Raw genomic sequence first — 19,599 nt, 5'->3', positions numbered from 1 at the left:
ACCACGGCTTATGCCGATGTTCTGGCCAAAAGTGGTGCCGCCAGCTGGCTGTGGCAGCGGGCCAGCAGCGCGTCCGTGGTCTCCCAGTCGATGCAGGCATCGGTGATGGAGACACCGTAGCGCATGTCGCACTTGGGCTGCTCGCTGGACTGGTTGCCTTCGAACAGGTTGGATTCGAGCATCACCCCTATGATGGAGCGGTTGCCCTCCTGGATCTGGTGGATGACGTTGTCGGCCACCTTGGGCTGCAGGCGGTGATCCTTGCTGGAGTTGCCGTGGCTGCAATCCACCACCAGGCCGGGCAGCAGGCCCGCTTTCTCCAGCGCCTCTTCCGCCAGCGACACGTTGACCGAATCGTAGTTCGGGTGCTTGCCGCCGCGCAGGATCACGTGACCATCCGGGTTGCCCTGGGTCTGCAGCAGCGCAACCTGGCCCTGCTGGTTGATCCCCATGAAGGCGTGGGGGCTGGAGGCCGCCTGCAACGCATTGATGGCGGTACCCAGGTTGCCGTCGGTGCCGTTCTTGAAGCCGACCGGCATGGAGAGGCCGGACGCCATCTCCCTGTGGGTCTGGGATTCGGTGGTGCGGGCACCGATGGCCGACCAGGAGAAGAGCTCCGCCAGGTATTGGGGGCTGATGGGGTCGAGCGCCTCGGTGGCCAGGGGCAGCTCCAGCTCGGCGAGCCAGCAGAGCAGCTCGCGGGCCCGGTGCAGCCCCAGCTCCACGTCGAAGGTGCCGTCCAGGTTCGGGTCGTTGATAAAGCCCTTCCAGCCGACCGTGGTGCGCGGCTTCTCAAAGTAGACCCGCATGACAATGTAGAGAGAATCCTGATAGGCATCATGCAGCGCTTTGAGTCTGGTTGCGTACTCTTTGGCGGCGTCCATGTCGTGGATGGAGCAGGGACCACAGATCACCAGCAGACGGTGATCGCGACGGTGGATGATGTCGGCGATGGTGTTGCGGGCCCCTTGCACGAATGCCAGCGCACGATCGGAGATGGGCAGTTTCTCCTTGAGCTGGGCAGGCGTGATCATCACTTGTTCGGACTGGATATGGATGTTGTTCAGGGGATCTCTTTGCATTTTCTCATTCTCTCTACTGTATTAAGCCAAGGGCACTGACCGTACACTTTAATTTACACAAGTCAGCACTTTGTTACGCAACCGCCCCCACCTTACCAAGGAAAAACAAACAATCAAGTGAAACCAGCGGCAGTATGTGCCAACAGATGGATAAATGACCACTGCGGCGCGCGCAAATGCCAGAAAATAGCGCCTAGAAGTCCACTGCCAACCACAATTCGTAAACATTTATTTCCACCCATCTGCAACAAGGCTTTATCCAACGGCCACGCGTCCTGCCGATGAGCCCCCCATGACAACGGCAGGGCATAAAAAAGCGGGGCACCTGGCCCCGCTTGCATTCCCGTGTCGCTCTTCTTTTATTATTTGCCGTGCGCCTTGATCACCTCGACCGCCTTGTCGGGGAAGTCGCTGAACACCCCGTCCACATCCGCCTGATAGAGGAAGATGTTGAGCAGGTCGGTGAAGTCTTTCGCATAGGCCGGGATCTGTCCCTCGTCCTGACGGAAGGTGTAGGGGTGTACCTTGAGACCCGCCGCGTGGGCCTCTTTCACCATGGCGGTGAAGACAGGCTTGCCAGGAGTACCCGGCTCGGTCACCACCATGGGCTTCCAGGGGCCGATCCCCTCGGCGTAGGTGGCGATGGTCTTCATGGCGCCCGGTTTGAACATCCAGTCGTAGTCATAGGGGGTCGCCCTGCCCTTGGCGTCGTAGACCATGGTCTCGTTCCAGTCGGTCTCGGCCATCAGCTGCACCAGCTTGAGATCCATCCCCATGGCAGGCATCAGCTCGCTGTTGATGCGCTTGAGCTCGTCGGCATCGAAGCACTGCAGGTAGACCTTGTCGTCCTTGCCGGTGTAGCCGTACTCCTTCAATACCTTGAGCACCGCCCTGGAGATGTCCTTGCCTTCGTGGCGGAACAGCCAGGGGGCCTTGATCTCCGGGTAGATGCCGATGTTCTTGCCGGTACTCTTGTTGAGCCCCTGGATCATCTCGATCTCTTCCTGGAAGGTGTGGATCTTGAAGCTGGACTTCCAGAGCGGGAAGCGGGCGGGATAGACGGGCACCTGCTTGCCGTCCACCAGCTGGAACGGCTCGGTCATGCGCAGGGAGCGCACCTCGTCCAGGGTGAAGTCCACCACATAGTAGCGGCCGTCCGGGCGAGCCCGGCCGGGGAAGCGCTCGGCCACGTCGGTGATGCCGTCGAGGAAGTGATCGTGCATCACCACCAGCTGGTCATCCTTGGTCATCACCAGATCCTGCTCCAGGTAGTCCACCCCCATGGCGTAGGCCATGGCCTTGGACTCCAGGGTGTGCTCGGGCAGGTAACCGGAGGCGCCGCGGTGGGCAATGACAATCTTGCCTTCATCGGCGGCAAGTGCGGGCAATGCGAGGGCGATCCCGAGGCCAAGGGCCACCAGGGTACGGTGAGTTTGTTTCATCAAGGGTTCTCTTTGTTATTGTTTATTTGGTGTAGGTGATTGTTATAGCAGAGGTTTATTGCAGTTTTACGGCGAGCGACAAAGGCCGCCCGCCGTCATTCATCAGCTGGCCTTGGGCAGGGCGTTGTGGTGCTCGGCCAGCCAGGCGGCGAGCTGCTGTTGCTCGGCCTCGGAGAGGCGCAGCCCCAGTTTGCTGCGCCGCCACAGGATGTCTTCCAGGGAGTGGGCCCACTCCCGCGCGATGAGGTAGCGCACTTCAGATTCGTACAGACCGGCACCGAAGTGCTGGCCACGCTCCTCCTTCAGCCAGAGCCGGGCATGGCTGCCGTAGGCTTCGGCGATGCGGCGGGCGCTGCGCTCATCCAGCCACTCGAATTCGAGCATGTAGGCCCGGGCCAGCTCGGTGGTGGAGCAGTCAAACTCGCCCCCAGGCAGCCGGCAGCTAGCGGTCCAGTCCTCCCCCATCTGGCTGAACCAGGGTTTGAGCTTGTGGCAGGCGGCCTGGGCCAGCTTGCGGTAGGTGGTGAGCTTGCCGCCAAAGACCGACAGCAGCGGCGCGCCGTCGGACTCGCCACTGAGCTCCAGCGTGTAGTCCCGGGTCACCGCCTGCGGTGAATCGGACTCGTCATCGCACAGGGGACGCACGCCGGCATAGGTCCAGATCACGTCCTTGGGGGCGATCTGGCGGGTGAAGTGGGCGTTGACCACCTTGCACAGGTAGTCGATCTCGGCGTCGCTGATCTTGGCCTCCCGCGGGCTGCCCTTGTGCTCCACGTCCGTGGTGCCGATGAGGGAGTAGTCCTGCTGATAGGGGATAACGAAGACGATGCGGTTGTCCTCGTTTTGCAGGATGTAGGCCTCTTCGCGCTCGTGGATGCGCGGCACTATCATGTGGCTCCCCTTGATGAGGCGAATACCGCGCGGGGATGTCTCGTGCAGGCTCTCGTCATAGAAGGTCTTGACCCAGGGGCCGGCCGCATTGACCAGACCGCGGCAGCTGACGGTGAACTGCTCCCCCCCTTCCCGCTCGAGCGTCAGGGTCCAGTGTTTGGAGCCGCGCACCGCCTTCACACAGCGGGTGCGGGTCTGTACCTCGGCGCCCTTGTCCCGGGCCAGCATGGCGTTGAGCACCACCAGGCGGGCGTCGTCGACCCAGGCGTCCGAGTATTCGAACCCCTTGCTGATGCCGTTCTTGAGGCCGTCTTGCGGCAGGAAGCGCACGCCGCAGCTCCCCTTGAGCTTGTCGCGCTTGGCCAGGTTGTCATAGAGGAAGAGGCCGGCGCGGATCATCCAGGCCGGGCGCAGGTGCGGGCGATGAGGCAGGCGAAATCGCATGGGACGGGCGATGTGAGGCGCCATGCCGAGCAGCACCTCCCGCTCCGCCAGCGCCTCTTTCACCAGCCGGAATTCGTAATGTTCGAGATAGCGCAGGCCGCCGTGGATCAGCTTGCTGGAGTTGGACGAGGTGGCAGAGGCGAGATCGCTCGCCTCGAACAGCGCCACCTTCAGCCCCCGCCCCGCCGCATCTGCCGCAATGCCGACCCCGTTGATGCCGCCGCCGACGACGACCAGATCATAATGTTCGCTCATGTTCACCTACTTTCTTATTTTGTGTTTGCCATGACAGCAATGTTTGATTTCGCTCATATTAGAGCATGAAAAAACATTAAACGAACATTTCATGAGAGAAATGTGATCGCGATTGTTTTGGCAATGCTAAAAATGCTGCCAGTCGGTGACGAGATCCCGTGTCGCACCGCGCCCACGGGAAGCCGGGGTATGGCGTGCGACTCGGTGCGTAGGGAAAGTCGTGGGGAAAGTGGAGCGTTCAACGCTGCGGGTGGCAGCCGCAACTCGATGAGCGGCAGTCCGTCAGTCGGGCTTGGTAGCGGGAGCCGGTGCGCGGGGGGGATCGGGCGTTCAGCGCCGCGAGCGGCCATCAGTCAGCCGTGAAACGGCGGCGAGACGTGCAATGGGGAGGAAAAAGCGGCCGCCACAGGGCGGCCTGATGCTAGAGCAGTGGAAATATCAGCAGATATGGCAGGCGATCTGGTGCTGGGACATCAGCCGCATCAGCTTCTCCGGCGGCTCCTGATCGGTGAACAGGGCGTGGATCTGACTGAGGTTGCCGAGGTTGACCATGGCGTTGCGGCCGAACTTGGTGTGGTCGGCGGCCAGGAATACCTGGCGGGAGTGGGCGATGATGGCCTGGGCGATCTTCACCTCGTGGTAGTCGAAATCGAGCAGGGAGCCGTCGCTGTCGATGCCCGAGATGCCGATGACGCCATAGTCCATACGAAACTGGCCGATGAAGTCGCGGGTCGCCTCCCCGACGATGCCGCCATCCCGGTTGCGGATCTCGCCGCCGGCGATGATGACGGTGAAATCATCCTTGGCGGTCAGGATGCTGGCGACGTTGAGGTTGTTGGTCACGATGCGCAGCTCGCGGTGATCCAGCAGGGCACGGGCGATGGCCTCCGTGGTGGTGCCGATGTCGATGAAGAGGGACGAGCCGTCCGGGATGTTGGCGGCCACTTCCCGGGCGATGCGCTCCTTCTCCTTGAGCTGCATCACCTTGCGGGCGCTGTAGGCGGTGTTGACGGTACTCGAATGGAGGGAGGCCCCGCCGTGATGACGCCGGATCTTGTTCTGCTCGGCGAGATCGTTCAGATCACGACGAATGGTCTGGGGGCTGACGTCAAAATGGGTCACCAGATCGTCGGTCGAGACAAAACCCTGTCGGGTCAGCACGTCCAGGATCTCCAGGTGTCGTTGGGTTTGCTTCACGCTTGCACTCCGCAGATGAGACGAAAAAAGGCCCCGGCAGGTGCGGGGCCCTTGGCAGTTTACCTGATCCCTTTTCCAATCGATAAGGGCAGGATCACGTTTTATGCCTTATCGGCAGCGGCCTTGTGCGCGATCGAGAGGTTCTCGTGCTTGAGGGTCATGGCCAGCAGCACGATGGAGAGCACGCAGGAGACGGTCAAGACCATGAAGCCGCCGTCCCAGCCGAAGTGGTCGACGGTGTAGCCCAGCATGGCGTTGGCGGCAACGGCGCCCCCCAGGTAACCGAACAGCCCGGTGAAGCCTGCCGCAGTACCGGCCGCCTTCTTCGGCGCCAGCTCCAGGGCATAGAGGCCGATCAGCATGACGGGACCATAGATGAGGAAGCCGATGGCGACCAGGGCCATCATGTCGATGGTCGGGTTGCCCGCCGGGTTGAACCAGTAGACCAGCACGGCCAGGGTCACCAGCACCATGAACAGGATGCCGGCCGGGGCGCGGCGGCCCTTGAACATCTTGTCCGAGATCCAGCCGCACAGCAGGGTGCCCGGGATGCCCGCCCACTCATAGAGGAAGTAGGCCCAGGAGGAGTGATCCACGCTGAAGTCCTTGGCCTCTTTCAGGTAGGTCGGTGCCCAGTCCAGCACGCCGTAACGGATGAGGTAGACGAAGGCGTTGGCGATGGCGATATACCAGAGCAGCTTGTTGTGCAGCACGTACTTCATGAAGATCTCCTTGGCGGAGAACTCCTGCTCGTGGCTGGCGTCATAGTCCTTCGGGTAGTCGTTCTTGTACTCCTCGATGGGGGGCAGACCGACGGATTGCGGAGTGTCGCGCATCACGAAGAAGGCGATCACCGCGATGGCGGCAGCGGCGGCGGCCGGCACATAGAAGGCGCTGCGCCAGTCGTTGAACCAGCCCATGCCGAGGATGAACAGCGGGCCTATCATGCCGCCACCCACGTTGTGGGCCACGTTCCAGACCGAGACGATTTCGCCCCGCTCCTTCTGTGACCACCAGTGCACCATGGTGCGACCACAGGGGGGCCAGCCCATGCCCTGTACCCAGCCGTTCAGGAACAGAAGCACGAACATGATGGCGATGCTGGAGGTGGCCCAGTGCATGGTGCCCATCATGAACATGATGCCGGCCGAGAGCAGCAGGCCGGCGGAGAGGAAGTAGCGCGCGTTGGATCTGTCCGACACGTTCCCCATCAGGAACTTGGAGAGACCGTAGGCGATGGAGACCCCGGAGAGGGCCAGACCCAGATCTCCACGGGAGAAGCCCTGCTCGATGAGATAGGGCATGGCCAGACTGAAGTTTTTCCGTACCAGATAGTAACCGGCATAGCCGAAGAAGATCCCGAAGAACACCTGCCAGCGCAGGCGCTTGTAGAAGGGATCTATCTTGTCTGCCGGTAGCCTGTCTATGTGGGGTGCAGGCTTGAAGAGACTAAGCATGTTCTGCTTCCTTGTTGTTGTTATGGGCGTAGAGGGTGCCCCGGTCACGCTGCGATCAGATGAGTCCCCATTCGCAAGCGAGCCAATTGTGCTCATATGTGAGCATTTAATCTGTGATGGGAACGGAATTATTGCAGTTTTATTACAAAATAAATCACTAAATGAGTGATCGCTCATTGCGTGCCAGCCCGCGTCGAACAAGGGATTTGACTACTCCCTAAGTAGTATTTGGTGCGATGTCAGTTGCTTTTCGTCACATTTTCTTAGCAATGAATGGGATCTTGCCCACATTTCCGGTGGCGGGGATCTGGTGAATTGGCACAGAAGGTTTATTTTCTCTCTCGTCCAAGAACGAGCGCAAACGAGCATAACGTTTGCGCAGGCTCAAACAACAAGAAGAAACGTTTTCGGACGCAATAAATGGGACTGCAAGATAACGAAACGGAACATCAAACCTACTGTGGGTGGATATAAGGAATAACAACTATGAGCATACAAAGACCCAATACCCTGCTTGGCGAGTGCCTCGCCGAGTTCATCGGCACCGGCCTGCTGATCTTCTTCGGCGTCGGCTGCGTGGCCGCCCTGGTGCTGGCTGGCGCCAACTTCGGGCAATGGGAAATTTCCATTACCTGGGGCCTGGGCGTCGCCATCGCCATCTATGTGACCGGTGGCATCTCCGGTGCCCACCTCAACCCTGCCGTGACCTTGGCCCTGATGACCTTCTGCGGCTTCGACAAGCGCAAGGTGGTGCCCTTCATCATCGCCCAGATCGCCGGTGCCTTCGCCTCCGCCGCCCTGGTCTACGCCCTCTACAGCAACCTGTTCACCCAGTGGGAACTGACCCACAACGTGGTACGCGGCAGCATCGAGAGCCTCGGCACCGCCGGCATCTTCTCCACCTACCCCAATGCCCTGCTCTCCAACATGCAGGCCTTCGCGGTCGAGATGGTGATCACCGCCGTGCTGATGCTTGGCATCATGGCCCTGGGTGACAACAACAACGGCGCCCCCAAAGGCTTCGCCGCTGCCCTGCTGATCGGTATCCTGATCGCGGTGATCGGTGCCTCCCTCGGCCCCTTGACCGGCTTTGCCATGAACCCGGCCCGGGATTTCGGTCCCAAACTGTTTGCCTTCGTCGCAGGCTGGGGTGATGTTGCCCTGACCGGTGGTCGCGACAACCCCTACTTCTGGGTCCCCATCCTCGGCCCCATCGTCGGCGCCCAGATCGGTACCGCCCTGTACGTGAAAGTGCTGGCTCCCTGCGTCCCGGGCAACCGCGTCGCCGCCATCGACGCCACCAAGCTGTCTAACAAAGAAGAGGCCGCCGCCTGAAAGCGGTCCCCCCAACGTGGAAAACAAGAACGTGGAGAACATCATGTCTGCTGATAAAAAATATGTCGTCGCGCTGGATCAAGGCACCACCTCCTCCCGTGCCATCGTCTTCGATCAGGATGCCAACATAGTCGCGACCTCCCAGCGCGAATTCACCCAGCACTACCCGAAAGCGGGTTGGGTGGAGCACGACCCCATGGAGATCTGGGCGACCCAGTCCTCCGTCTTCACCGAAGTGCTGGCCAAAAGCGGCCTGCACAGCGAGCAGATCGCCGCCATCGGCATCACCAACCAGCGTGAAACCACAGTGGTGTGGGAAAAAGCCACCGGCAAGCCCATCTACAACGCCATCGTCTGGCAGTGCCGCCGCACCGCGGCCATCTGCGAGGAGCTCAAGGCCCGCGGCCTGGAAGAGTACGTGCGTGAAAACACCGGTCTGGTGCTGGATGCCTACTTCTCCGGCACCAAGGTGAAGTGGATCCTGGACAACGTGGAAGGGGCCCGCGAGAAGGCGATGAACGGCGAGCTGCTGTTTGGCACCATCGACACCTGGCTGGTGTGGAAGATGACCAACGGCGAGGTGCACGTCACCGACCCGACCAACGCGTCGCGCACCATGCTCTACAACATCCGCGATCTGAAGTGGGACGAGCGCATGCTGGACGAGCTGGGCATCCCCATGTCCATGCTGCCACAAGTCAAACCCTCCTCCGAGGTCTATGGCTACACTACCCGTGGCGGCGGCTCCCGCATCCCCATCGCCGGCATCGCCGGTGACCAGCAGTCCGCCCTGTTCGGCCAGCTCTGCTTCGAGAAAGGCATGGCCAAGAACACCTACGGCACCGGCTGCTTCATGCTGATGAACACCGGCACCGAGCCGGTCCGCTCCAGCAACGGCCTGCTGACCACGGTCGCCATCGGCCCGAAAGGGGAAGTGAACTACGCGCTGGAAGGGGCCGTGTTTATGGGCGGCGCCACCATCCAGTGGCTGCGTGACGAGCTCAAGATCATCCACGATGCTCGCGACACCGACTACTTCGCCTCCAAGGTGGGCGACACCAACGGCGTCTATCTGGTGCCGGCCTTCGTGGGCCTGGGCGCCCCCTACTGGGATCCGTACGCTCGCGGCACCATGGTCGGCCTGACCCGGGGCGCCAACCGCAACCACATCATCCGTGCGGCGCTCGAATCCATCGCCTACCAGAGCCGCGACGTGCTGGATGCGATGCAGCAGGACTCCGGCATCAAGCTGGCGGCCCTGAAGGTGGATGGCGGCGCGGTCGCCAACGACTTCCTGATGCAGTTCCAGGCCGACATGATGCACACCCCTGTGGTGCGTCCGACCCGGATCGAGACCACCGCCATGGGCGCCGCCTTCCTGGCCGGCCTCGCCGTCGGCTTCTGGAAGAGCTCGGAAGAGCTGGAAGACAAGTTCAGCGTGGACCGCGAATTCATCCCGCAGATGGACCGCGACGATCGCGCCAAGCGCTACAACGGCTGGAAGAAGGCGGTCGAGCGTTCACGCCGCTGGGCAGAAGAGGAGTGATCGGGTCACCGATATCCTTGAAATGAAAACAGAAGAGGCCGACAGCGATGTCGGCCTCTTTTTATTGGCGCTCGCAAGCCCCCTCGGTTCCCTCCCCTTGCCAAGGGGTGGGAGAAATTGACCCCTCCCCCTCGTGGAGGGGGAGGCCGGAAGGGGGTTGGAACTGTCGGCATGCCCTCTATAACGCCTCAGCGCCGAGCTGCTCTTTGAGAAAATCCAGCCAGACCCGCAACCGGATGTCCCGCTGGGCATCGGAATAGAAGACCGCATTGATGGGGCGCGAGGCACCGCTGTTGCTGCGGGCCAGCACCTCCACCAGCGCCCCGCTCGCCTTGTCCTCCCCCGTCATGAAGTCCGACAGGCAGACGATCCCCTGCCCCGCCAGCGCCAGCTGACGCAATGTCTCGCCGCTGCTGGCCCGCAGGGTCGGGGTGATGGCGAACCTGTCCCCCTGCTCCGTACTCAGCAGCGGCCAGTGGTTCAGGTGATCGGGGTGCAAAAAACCGAGCAGCTCGTGGCCCGTCAGCAGATCCGCCGGCTGGCGCGGGGTGCCGCGCGCCTCCAGATAGGCCGGGGATGCCAGCAGCCGCAGCTTGGATCGCCCGAGCGGCAGGGCGCGCAGGGAGGAGTCGGTCAGCTCGCCGATGCGAATGGCCATGTCCACCCGCCGCTCCATCAGGTTGATAAAGCCCTCGGAGCTGTGCAGTTGCAGCTCGATCCCCGGATAACGGCGGCGAAACTCCCCGATGATGGGCACCAGCCGGTGCAGGATGAAGGGGGTGGCGGCATCGACCCGCAGCACGCCCTCCGGCTGCTCCCGACGCATCAGCAGCAGCCCCTCCGCCTCGCTCATCTCGGTCAGGATCTTCACCGCCCGCTGATAGAACCAGCTCCCCTCCTCCGTCAGGCTGACCCGGCGGGTGGTGCGATTGAGCAGCACGGTGGCGAGCTTCTCTTCGAGGCGCTTGATGCCCCGGCTCACCACCGAGTTGTCCATGCCGAGGTTCTCCGCCGCCTGGCGAAAGCTGCCCGCCTCCACCACGGCCACGAACAGGGTCAGTTCATCGGAATGGGTCTTCATTGCTGTCATCCTGGCAAGAGTGATGGGCCTTTATAGGTGCAATGGCCGGGAGTTGGCAAGGCAGGCGTCACTTCGTATCGTGACACTCCGCCTGTTTTATCTTCTCCCATGTCTGTACAATGCTGCCTGATGGCACCGTATGGCGCCGCACCATGACAGGGACGATCATATGACATTCGAATACAGGCTGGCCGCCGCCCATCGTGAGCTGGCAGAGAAGGGCGTGCAGGAACTCAACTACAACCCGCCGATCATCTGGCTGCTGCGCAAGGCGGGACTCACCGTCAGGCCGCCCCACTACGAGCGCTTTCTGGTCAACATCCCTGCTCTGGGTCTGCCCATCGGCGCTATCTGGGGGGTGTTGATGTGGTTCTTCGGTTGGCAGCATGAGGTGAGCCTGGGGTATGCCCTGCGCCAGAGCCTGCTGTTTGGCATCGGGGTGGGCCTGCTGATGGCGACCTGGCTCTGGTTTCGGCGCAAGCAGCTCAAGCTGACCCCCTGGGACGCCTTGCCCCACTCCACGATCCGCACGCAAAAACGCTGGCAGCCCAGATAGATGACACCCGGCCTCACTCATCAGCAGGGAGCTGTACCTTATGAAAGCCCATGAAAAACTGAACTATGTGGAGTTTGCGGCCAGGGATCTCGCCGCCACCCAGGCCTTCTTCACCGCCGCCTTTGGCTGGCAATTCGCCGACTACGGCCCCGATTATTGCGCCTTCGAGGGAGAAGGGCTGGATGGCGGCTTCTATCGCGCCGATCTGTGCAACCAGAGCGCGCAAGGCGGCGCTCTCCTGGTGTTTTACAGCGCCGATATCGAGGCGACCCTGGCCAAGGTGAGCCAGCATGGCGGCACCATAGTGCGCCCCCTGTTCGACTTCCCCGGTGGCCGCCGTTTCCACTTTATCGAGCCCAGCGGCAACGAGTTTGCCGTCTGGTCGGAGCCGGCCCAGGCCTGATGACGAAGGCAGCCCGGCTGCCCCCGGCTTAAAGTCACCTTCACTTAGCGTGCCACCTTCCTGCATTGGCTGGCGTCGCCCCCCTGATTGCTGCGCTTATCCCAATAGTGTTTTGCTACTGCTGCCCTGTATCCCCCAGTCTAGGGCGGGCATACTGGCCTTCGACATTGCAAGGAGGTCCAGATGCCATCCCCCATCACAGTGATTGCCCGGCTTGACGCCAAACCCGAATTTGCCGACCGGTTTCGCGCCGCCTTGAACCCCTTGATTGCCGCTACCCTGCAAGAGCCGGGGTGCCTTCGCTACCAGCTGCACCAAAGCCTGGAGAGCCCCCATGGCTGGATGCTGCACGAGGAGTGGGAGAGCGAGGCCGCCCTCGACGCCCACCAGCAGCAGCCCCACTTTATCGCCTTCGCCAGCCTCGCCTCCCCCTGGTTTGCCAACCGGGTCGTGAGCCGCTACCGGCGCGTCTGATATCCCTGCGGCCCACCCCCTGTCCGCCTAGGGGCGGGTCGGCACAAGATTGAGCGTAAAAACAATAACCTGAGGAATTGAATGATGAAGATGCCCAACCTGGGTCTTGGAACCTTCCGCCTGAAAGATCAGCCCCTGCGCGACTCCCTGCTCCAGGGCCTTGAACTTGGCTATCGCCATATCGACACCGCCCAGATCTATGACAACGAGGCTGAAGTGGGCCAGCTCATGAGCGAAAGCGGCGTGCCCCGCCAGGATATCTACCTGACCACCAAGGTGTGGACCAGCGAGTTCGGCCCGGGCAAGGTGATCCCGAGCCTGGAGGTGAGCCTCGAAAAACTCGGCACCGACTATCTGGACCTGGCGCTCATTCACTGGCCCTCCCCCCAGAATGAGGTGCCGATGGCGGTCTATCTGGCGCAGCTGGCCGAGGCCAAGGCCCGGGGCCTGACCCGGGAGATCGGAGTTTCCAACTTCACCGTGGCCCAGCTTGAACAGGCCATCGAGATCCTGGGGCCGGGCGCCATCGCCCACCAGCAGGTGGAGATCCACCCCCTGCTGCAAAACCGCAAGGTGGTGGAGTTCTGCAAAGATCACGGCATCGCCATCACCGCCTATATGCCGCTCGCCTATGGCAAGGTGCTGAGCGAACCGCTGCTGATGGAGATCGGCAAGCGTCACGGCGTCTCTGCGGCCCAGGTGTCGCTCGCCTGGCTGCTGGCCCAGGGCATGACGGTGATCCCGAGCTCCACCAAGCGGGAAAACCTGGCCGCCAACCTGGCGGCGCTGAAGGTGCAACTCAGCCCCGAGGAGATGACGGCCATCGCCACCCTGGACAGAGGCGAGCGCTGCGCCAACCCGGACTTCGCACCGGCTTGGGACTGATCCTGGGCGATCACGCAACACCACACACAACGACAAGCGGGAGGCACTGGGCCTCCCGCTTTTTTATTTGGCGCCATGCATCATTCGCCCTATCCCCCCGTCGCGATTGCTGCAAATTTACCAAAAGTCATTTGATATCGCCGTCATTTTTGCCAACAAACTGTCTCGGCATACTGGCGCCATTCTCCCGTCGGGAGTCACCATCCAAGGAGTTGTTATGCCACTGGCGTTATTTGCCCTCACCTTAAGTGCCTTTGCGATCGGCACCACCGAATTCGTGATCGTGGGGCTCATTCCCACCATCGCGGAGCAGCTCAATGTCTCGCTCCCCTCGGCAGGCCTCCTGGTCAGCCTCTATGCCCTGGGGGTGGCCATCGGCGCCCCCGTGCTCACGGCACTCACCGGCAAGGTGCCGCGCAAGTGGCTGCTGGTGGGGCTGATGGCCCTCTTCACCGCCGGCAACCTGCTCGCCTGGCAGGCCCCCGGTTACGAGAGCCTGATCGTCGCCCGCATCCTCACCGGGCTGGCCCACGGGGTCTTCTTCTCGGTGGGCAGCACCATCGCCACCGGCCTCGTGGCCAAAGAGAAGGCGGCCAGCGCCATCGCCATCATGTTCAGCGGCCTCACCGTGGCCCTGGTGACCGGCGTGCCGCTCGGTACCTGGATTGGCCAGGAGTTCGGCTGGCGCGACACCTTCCTGGTGGTGAGCCTGCTCGGGGTCGTCGCCATGGTGGGCAGCCTGCTGCTGATCCCGAGCAACCTCCCCCAGGGCGCGGCCTCTACCCTCCGCGAGCAGCTCTCGGTGCTCACCAAGAAGCCGCTGCTGCTGGTCTACGCCAAGACGGCGCTCGGTTACGGCGGCGCCTTCACGGCCTTTACCTTCCTCGCCCCCATACTGCAGCAGGTGAGCGGTTTCGGGGCCAACGCGGTGAGCCTCATTCTGCTGGTGTACGGAGTGTCGGTCGCCGTCGGTAATATCTGGGGCGGCAAGCTCGCCGACAAGATGGGCCCATTGCCCGCGCTGAAGCTGCTGTTTGCCGGCCTCGCCATGGTGCTGCTGGTGCTCACCTTCACCGCGCCCCATCCGGTGCTGGCGGTACTCACCGTGCTGGTGTGGGGCGCCTTCGCCTTTGGCAACGTGCCCGGTCTGCAGGTGCTGGTGGTGAAACAGGCAGAGCACCATGCTCCAAACGCGGTAGACGTGGCCTCCGGCCTCAACATCGCCGCCTTCAACGTCGGCATTGCCCTGGGCTCCGTGGTCGGCGGCCTGGTGGTGGAACACCTCGGCCTGATGCACACCCCCTGGATTGGCGCCCTTATCGTGCTCTTGGCTTATGGTCTGACCCATCTGAGCGAACGCCAGGCCACCCGCCTAGCCCCTGCGATCTAGGAAAGAACGCAACAAAAAGGCCGACACTGGGTGTCGGCCTTTGTCATATCCAGCGGCGGGGGGCTCAAGACTCCTTGAGATCCTCATCGGCGGCCCAGCGCGCCTCCAGCCAGAGCAGGTTGACCAGGCCGCAGAGCAGGGCGAAGCCCAGCCCCAGCATCCAGGTGAAATACCACATATCAAATACTCCCAAGTTCGTGTCAGTAGAGGCTATGGCCGTGCTGGCGCACCTGCTCGGTGCTCATCTTGCCGCGCACCACCCGGTAGACCCAGAGGGTGTAGCCGATGTTGACCGGCATCAGCACCCCGACGATCCCCAGCATGATGAAGAGGGTGCGCTCGCTCGAGGTGCCGTCCCACAGGGTCAGGCTGCTCGACGGATCCAGGGACGAGGGCAGCACGAAGGGGAAGAGCGCGATGGCCACGGTCAGCATCATGGCGGCGCAGGCTCCGCCGCTCGCGAGGATGGCCAGGCGCGGCCTGCCAGAGGCACTTGCCAGGGCGCTCAAGAGCGGCAGCAAGAGGCCCGAAGATGGCACGGCCCAGAGCCCGGGGTGCGCTGCGAAGTTGCCAAGCCAGCCATCCGGCGCCGTCGTCACCTGCTTCATCAGGGGCGTGAGGGCACTGTTGAGAGCCCCAATTTCGGCTATCTGGTAACCGCGCATCTGGCTAAGCCAGAAGCCGCCCAGGGCAAACAGGGCGCTGGCCAGGGGGCCGAGCCAGCGGCTCTGGCGGGCGCAGCGTTCGGCGATCACCCCTTGAGTCTTGCACTGCAGGAAGCTGCAGCCGTGCAGCATCAGCAGGGCCAGCGCCGTCCCCATGCAGGTGAAGAGCAGCGGCCAGTTGAAATCGAAGGCGCCATAGTGGATGCGAAGGGCCGAGTCGAAGCGAAACGGCAGCCCCTGCAGCAAGAAGCCCAGAGTGGCGCCAAACACCAGGGTCGGCAGCAGACCGCCCACCACCAGGGCGCGGTCCCACCAGCGGCGCCAGACCGGGTCCGCCAGCTTGCTGCGATAGTCAAAGCCCACCGGGCGCAGGAAGAGACCGAATAACAGGAACATGAAGGGGACGTAGAGCGCCGAGAAGGCGGCGGCATAGACCAGCGGCCAGGCAGCGAACAGGGCGCCGGCCCCGGCGATGAGCCACACCTGGTTGCCCTCCCACACCGGCCCCACGCTGTTGAGCAACACCCGCCGCTCCTCGTCGTTCTTGGCCACCACCGGCAGCAGCATGGCCACGCCGAGATCGAAGCCGTCCATCACCACGAAGCCGACGAGCATGAAGAGCACCAGCCCCCACCAGATCAATTTCAGGGTTTCGTAATCCATCAGGCAGGACTCCCGTTTTGCAACACTTCACCTTGATAGCGACCCGTCTGCAGGCTGGCAGGCCCTTTGCGGATCACATGACGCAACAAGAACAGCTCCACCACCAGCAGGCTGGTGTAGATAAGGAAGATGGAGAGGAGGCTGAACCAGAGCTGGCCCGGCTGCAGCAACGACACCGAGGCCGACACCGGCAGCACGTCGCTGATGGTCCAGGGCTGGCGACCGAACTCGGCCACAAACCAGCCCGCCTCGATGGCTATCCAGGGCAGCGGAATAGACCAGAACAGGGCCTTGAGCAGGCGCGGGGATTGCACCAGCCGGCCCCGGCACAGTTGCAGGAAGGCGGCGGTAAAGAGCAGCAGCAACACCACCCCTATGCCCACCATCAACCTGAAGCTCCAGAACAGCGGCGCCACCTGAGGGATGGAGTCATCCACCGCCCGGGCGATGGCCGCCTCGTCGGCCTTGCCAATCTCCTTGGCATAGGGGGTGAGCAGCAGGCCATAGCCGAGATCCTGGCGATGACGCTCGAAGGTCGCCCGCGCGTCCTGGTTGCCGCCATCTGCCCGCATCGCTTCGAGTGCCTCGTGGGCCAGCATGCCGCTGCGGATGCGTTTCTCGTGCTGCGCTTTCAGATCTTTTAAGCCCGTCACCTGCTCATCCAGGGAGCGGGTGGCGATGAGGCCCATCAGATAGGGGATCTTGACCGCCGCATGGGTGGTCTCGGCGGCCTGATCCGGGAAGCCGAACAGGGTGAAGGAGGCGGGCGCCGGCTCGGTGTGCCACTCCGACTCGATGGCGGCCAGCTTCACCTGCTGCACCTCGCCGGTGCGGTAGCCCGACTCGTCCCCGAGCACGATGACAGAGAGGATGGCCGCCAGACCAAAGCCCGAGGCGATGGCGAAGGAGCGCAGGGCGAAGCGCACCTCCATGCGCCGCATCAGATACCAGCTGCTCACCCCCATCACGAACAGGGAGGCGGCCACATAGCCCGCCGCCACCGTGTGCACGAACTTGACCTGGGCCACCGGGTTGAAGATGACCGCGGCCACGTCCACCAGCTCCATGCGCATCGTCATGGGGTTGAACTCGGCACCGACCGGGTTCTGCATCCAGCCGTTGGCGATGAGGATCCAGAGGGCGGAGAGGTTGGAGCCGAGCGCCACCAGCATGGTCACCAGCAGGTGTTGACCGCGGGAGAGCCTGTCCCAGCCGAAGAAGAACAGACCCACCAGGGTGGACTCGAGGAAGAAGGCCATCAGCCCCTCCACCGCCAGCGGCGTGCCGAAGATGTCGCCGACGTAGTGGGAGTAATAGGCCCAGTTGGTCCCGAACTGGAACTCCAGGGTGATGCCGGTGGTCACCCCCATCACGAAGTTGATGCCAAACAGCTTGCCCCAGAAACGGGTGATGTCCTTGTAGATCACCTTGCCGGTCATCACGTAGGCCGACTCGGCGATCACCAGGATCCAGGACAGCCCCAGGGTGAGGGGCACAAACAGAAAGTGGAACATCGCCGTCGCCCCGAACTGCATTCGGGAGAGGCTGACCACATCATCCAGGCTTATCATGCATGACTCTCTATGTTGCATTTAACGGGCAGGTTTTCGCCCGCCAAGTACAACACGTGCCATGACACCTATAACAGATGCAGTTATAGTGAAAAGCACCTATAACAGTTTGGGTGCACCATGTCCCGCTACGGCCAACTGGCAGACCAGCTGCAACAACAGATAGCGCGCGGGCTCTGGCAACCCGGGGAACGCATCCCCTCCATCCGCCAGAGCTGCAAGACCCACAACCTCAGCCCCATGACGGTGCTGCAGGCCTATCAGCTGCTGGAGAGCCGCGGCCTCATCCTGGCGCGGCCCCAGTCCGGCTATTACGTCAAGGCCGCCGCCTCCCCTCAGCGCATCAGCGCTCCCCAGCAGGCCAGCTACAGCGGCTCGGTGGACATCAATGACCTGGTGTTCGAGGTGTTGCAGGCGAGCAAGTCCCGCGCCCTGGTGCCCCTTGGCATGGCGGTGGCGGACCCCGCCCTCTTCCCCCACCCCCAGCTTGGCCGGGCGCTGGCCAGCTGCATGCGCCGGCTCGACCCCTTCAGCACGGTGGCAGACCTGCCCCCCGGCAACGAGGCGCTGCGCCGAGCCATCGCCCAGCGTTACGCCGGCGAGGGGCTGGCGGTCAGTCCCGGGGAGATCATCATCACCACGGGGGCCATGGAGGCGCTCACCCTCAGCCTGCAGGTGCTGACCGAGCCCGGTGACTGGGTGGTGGTGGAGTCCCCCACCTTCTACGGCGCCCTGCAGGCCATCGAGCGGCTCAAGCTCAAGGTGGTGGAGGTGCCGGTCATCCCCGGCGTCGGCATCGATCTCGCGCTGCTGGAAGAGGTCCTCGACCAGCGCCCCGTCAAGGCATGCTGGCTGATGGGCAATGTCCAGCACCCGCTGGGCCACACCATGCCGGACGACCACAAGCAGGCACTGATGGCGCTGCTCAACCGCCACCGGGTCCCCCTGGTGGAGGACGACGTCTATGCCGAGCTCTACTTCGGCCGCGAGCGGCCCAGGCCCATCAAGTATTGGGATGCCCGGGGAGAGAGCCTGCTGTGCGGCTCCTGGACCAAGTGCCTGGCGCCGGGATTTCGGGTCGGCTGGGTGGTGGCCGGCCCCCACGCCGAGCGGGTGCAGCGGCTGCAGCTGATGTCGACCCTCTCCACCAATGTGCCGAGCCAGCTCGCGCTCGCCGACATGCTGCGCCAGGGCGGGGTGGATGCCCACTTTCGCCGCCTGCGCCACACCCTGGCCCAGCGCCAGCAGCAGATGCGGGCGGCCCTGCTGCGCCTGCTGCCCGAGGTGCGTATCTCCTCCCCCGACGGTGGCTACTTCCTCTGGCTCGAGGGCGATCCCCGCCTCGACGGCCGGGCGCTCTACGCCCAGGCGATCGCCAGCGGCTTTTCGCTGGCCCCCGGGGCCCTCTTCTCCAGCCAGGGCCGGCACAACCACTGCCTGCGCCTCAACAGCTCCCATCCCTGGAGCCCGGAGTTGGAGGCCGCCCTCACCCGGCTGGCCGAGCTTATCCACCAGCAGCTGGACACCGCACCCGCCAAAGACGACTAGGCCCCATAGCGGGGCCTAGTCGACACTCCATGGATTAACCCGGGATCAACCCGGCCCCAGCTGGGCCACCTGGCGTTCTATGCTGCCTTTGAGGTTGTCATCGAGCTTGAGGGCCCGAGCCAGCTCGTCCAGATAACCGCGCTCCATGAAGTGGTCCACCTCGATGGCGAGCAGGGAGGCGAGGTAGACCTCGGTCGCCAGCTCCATATCGGTCACTTCCCGCGCCAGGGCCTGGGGATCCAGCGGGCGGGACAGCTCGCCGTCAATCCAGCGGGCCGCGTCCCCCTGACCCTGTTCGGTCAGGTAGTCCTGGATCTTCTGGCGCTCGGCGGCATCGATGTGACCGTCGGCCCGGGCCGCCGCCACCATGGCCCGCACCAGCAGGTTGGCGCGGGCATCCAGGGCGTTGCCCTCCAGGGTGCCGAGGGGCTGGGTCGGCTGCGCCGGGGTGGACTGCTGGGCCTGCCAGTCCTGATAGAGTTTGTAGGCGAGCCCGCCGAGGGCGGCCGCCCCGCCCACCGCCGCTACCTTGGTGCCATACTTGCGCATCTTCTTGTTGCCAAGCAGCAGCGCCATGGCCCCGGCCGCCAGCCCGCCCTGGGCCATGCCCTTCATCTGGGCCTTGCGCGTGTCGCCACCGTCGTTGAGCCAGCCCTTGCCGCTACTCAGCAGTTGATCAAGTATTTGTTTCATAGGCCCTCCTCATTGCATGTT

18 protein-coding genes are annotated in these 19,599 nt (G+C 63.2%); 8 read left to right on the top strand and 10 right to left on the bottom strand.

Annotated features, from left to right (window positions below):
- Positions 1-8: 8 nt before the first annotated feature.
- The 5 genes from I6L45_RS13905 to glpT form a co-directional block, all read right to left on the bottom strand.
- Positions 9-1,082: a 3-deoxy-7-phosphoheptulonate synthase gene (locus tag I6L45_RS13905; protein WP_043761614.1), complete on the bottom strand. Its 1,074-nt coding sequence runs from the start codon at positions 1,080-1,082 to the stop codon at positions 9-11.
- Positions 1,083-1,444: 362 nt separating this feature from the next.
- Positions 1,445-2,524: a glycerophosphodiester phosphodiesterase gene (gene glpQ / locus I6L45_RS13900; RefSeq protein WP_216982360.1), complete on the bottom strand. Its 1,080-nt coding sequence runs from the start codon at positions 2,522-2,524 to the stop codon at positions 1,445-1,447.
- Positions 2,525-2,626: 102 nt separating this feature from the next.
- Complete coding sequence (gene glpD / locus I6L45_RS13895; RefSeq protein ID WP_216982359.1) at positions 2,627-4,114, bottom strand: glycerol-3-phosphate dehydrogenase; 1,488 nt, start codon at positions 4,112-4,114, stop codon at positions 2,627-2,629.
- Between the two features lie 438 nt (positions 4,115-4,552).
- A complete protein-coding gene (locus I6L45_RS13890; protein ID WP_042077039.1) occupies positions 4,553-5,311 on the bottom strand; it encodes a DeoR/GlpR family transcriptional regulator in 759 nt (252 codons plus the stop codon).
- A gap of 101 nt (positions 5,312-5,412) precedes the next feature.
- Positions 5,413-6,768 (bottom strand): glycerol-3-phosphate transporter, encoded by a 1,356-nt coding sequence (gene glpT, locus I6L45_RS13885; RefSeq protein ID WP_043761624.1) that lies wholly within the window; start codon positions 6,766-6,768, stop codon positions 5,413-5,415.
- A gap of 486 nt (positions 6,769-7,254) precedes the next feature.
- Here glpT and I6L45_RS13880 point away from each other — a divergent pair, with 486 nt between their 5' ends.
- Positions 7,255-8,103 carry an MIP/aquaporin family protein gene (locus tag I6L45_RS13880; RefSeq protein ID WP_216982358.1) on the top strand — a complete coding sequence of 283 codons (849 nt, stop codon included), beginning with the start codon at positions 7,255-7,257 and terminating at the stop codon, positions 8,101-8,103.
- A 43-nt stretch (positions 8,104-8,146) separates the two neighbouring features.
- Positions 8,147-9,649, top strand: coding sequence for a glycerol kinase GlpK (gene glpK / locus I6L45_RS13875; protein ID WP_043761721.1), 1,503 nt, complete (start codon positions 8,147-8,149; stop codon positions 9,647-9,649).
- Between the two features lie 178 nt (positions 9,650-9,827).
- Here glpK and I6L45_RS13870 read toward each other — a convergent pair whose 3' ends face one another.
- Positions 9,828-10,730: a LysR family transcriptional regulator gene (locus tag I6L45_RS13870; RefSeq protein ID WP_216982357.1), complete on the bottom strand. Its 903-nt coding sequence runs from the start codon at positions 10,728-10,730 to the stop codon at positions 9,828-9,830.
- 169 nt (positions 10,731-10,899) lie between these two features.
- Between I6L45_RS13870 and I6L45_RS13865 the strand changes: the two genes are divergently transcribed.
- The 5 genes from I6L45_RS13865 (at position 10,900) to I6L45_RS13845 (ending at position 14,438) form a co-directional block, all read left to right on the top strand.
- The gene (locus I6L45_RS13865) at positions 10,900-11,286 is read left to right on the top strand and encodes a DUF6404 family protein (RefSeq protein WP_216982356.1); all 387 of its coding nucleotides are present in this window, start codon (positions 10,900-10,902) and stop codon (positions 11,284-11,286) included.
- Between the two features lie 40 nt (positions 11,287-11,326).
- Positions 11,327-11,689 carry a VOC family protein gene (locus I6L45_RS13860; RefSeq protein ID WP_216982355.1) on the top strand — a complete coding sequence of 121 codons (363 nt, stop codon included), beginning with the start codon at positions 11,327-11,329 and terminating at the stop codon, positions 11,687-11,689.
- 183 nt (positions 11,690-11,872) lie between these two features.
- Positions 11,873-12,163 (top strand): putative quinol monooxygenase, encoded by a 291-nt coding sequence (locus I6L45_RS13855; protein WP_134695972.1) that lies wholly within the window; start codon positions 11,873-11,875, stop codon positions 12,161-12,163.
- 81 nt (positions 12,164-12,244) lie between these two features.
- Positions 12,245-13,048: a 2,5-didehydrogluconate reductase DkgB gene (gene dkgB / locus I6L45_RS13850; RefSeq protein WP_216982354.1), complete on the top strand. Its 804-nt coding sequence runs from the start codon at positions 12,245-12,247 to the stop codon at positions 13,046-13,048.
- Positions 13,049-13,265: 217 nt separating this feature from the next.
- Positions 13,266-14,438 (top strand): MFS transporter, encoded by a 1,173-nt coding sequence (locus I6L45_RS13845; protein WP_216982353.1) that lies wholly within the window; start codon positions 13,266-13,268, stop codon positions 14,436-14,438.
- Between the two features lie 64 nt (positions 14,439-14,502).
- Here the strand turns inward: I6L45_RS13845 and I6L45_RS13840 are convergent, their stop codons facing one another.
- The 3 genes from I6L45_RS13840 to I6L45_RS13830 are packed head-to-tail and all read right to left on the bottom strand — an operon-like array spanning position 14,503 to position 17,337.
- A complete protein-coding gene (locus tag I6L45_RS13840) occupies positions 14,503-14,616 on the bottom strand; it encodes a CydX/CbdX family cytochrome bd oxidase small subunit (RefSeq protein WP_043761643.1) in 114 nt (37 codons plus the stop codon).
- A 22-nt stretch (positions 14,617-14,638) separates the two neighbouring features.
- Positions 14,639-15,766: a cytochrome d ubiquinol oxidase subunit II gene (gene cydB / locus I6L45_RS13835; RefSeq protein WP_216982352.1), complete on the bottom strand. Its 1,128-nt coding sequence runs from the start codon at positions 15,764-15,766 to the stop codon at positions 14,639-14,641.
- The gene (locus I6L45_RS13830; RefSeq protein WP_216982351.1) at positions 15,766-17,337 is read right to left on the bottom strand and encodes a cytochrome ubiquinol oxidase subunit I; all 1,572 of its coding nucleotides are present in this window, start codon (positions 17,335-17,337) and stop codon (positions 15,766-15,768) included. The genes cydB and I6L45_RS13830 overlap by 1 nt, the downstream gene beginning before the upstream one ends.
- Before the next feature lie 120 nt (positions 17,338-17,457).
- On the opposite strand from I6L45_RS13830, the gene I6L45_RS13825 reads away from it, so the two are divergent.
- A complete protein-coding gene (locus I6L45_RS13825; RefSeq protein ID WP_216982350.1) occupies positions 17,458-18,885 on the top strand; it encodes a PLP-dependent aminotransferase family protein in 1,428 nt (475 codons plus the stop codon).
- Between the two features lie 45 nt (positions 18,886-18,930).
- On the opposite strand, the gene I6L45_RS13820 is transcribed toward I6L45_RS13825, so the two are convergent.
- Positions 18,931-19,578, bottom strand: a complete 648-nt coding sequence (locus I6L45_RS13820) for a tellurite resistance TerB family protein (RefSeq protein ID WP_216982349.1) — start codon at positions 19,576-19,578, stop codon at positions 18,931-18,933.
- Positions 19,579-19,599: the final 21 nt, after the last annotated feature.

The sequence above is a fragment of the Aeromonas sp. FDAARGOS 1415 genome (assembly GCF_019048365.1).
Classification (GTDB): Bacteria; Pseudomonadota; Gammaproteobacteria; order Enterobacterales; family Aeromonadaceae; genus Aeromonas; species Aeromonas taiwanensis.
This window is presented reverse-complemented; position numbering and strand designations above follow the sequence as displayed.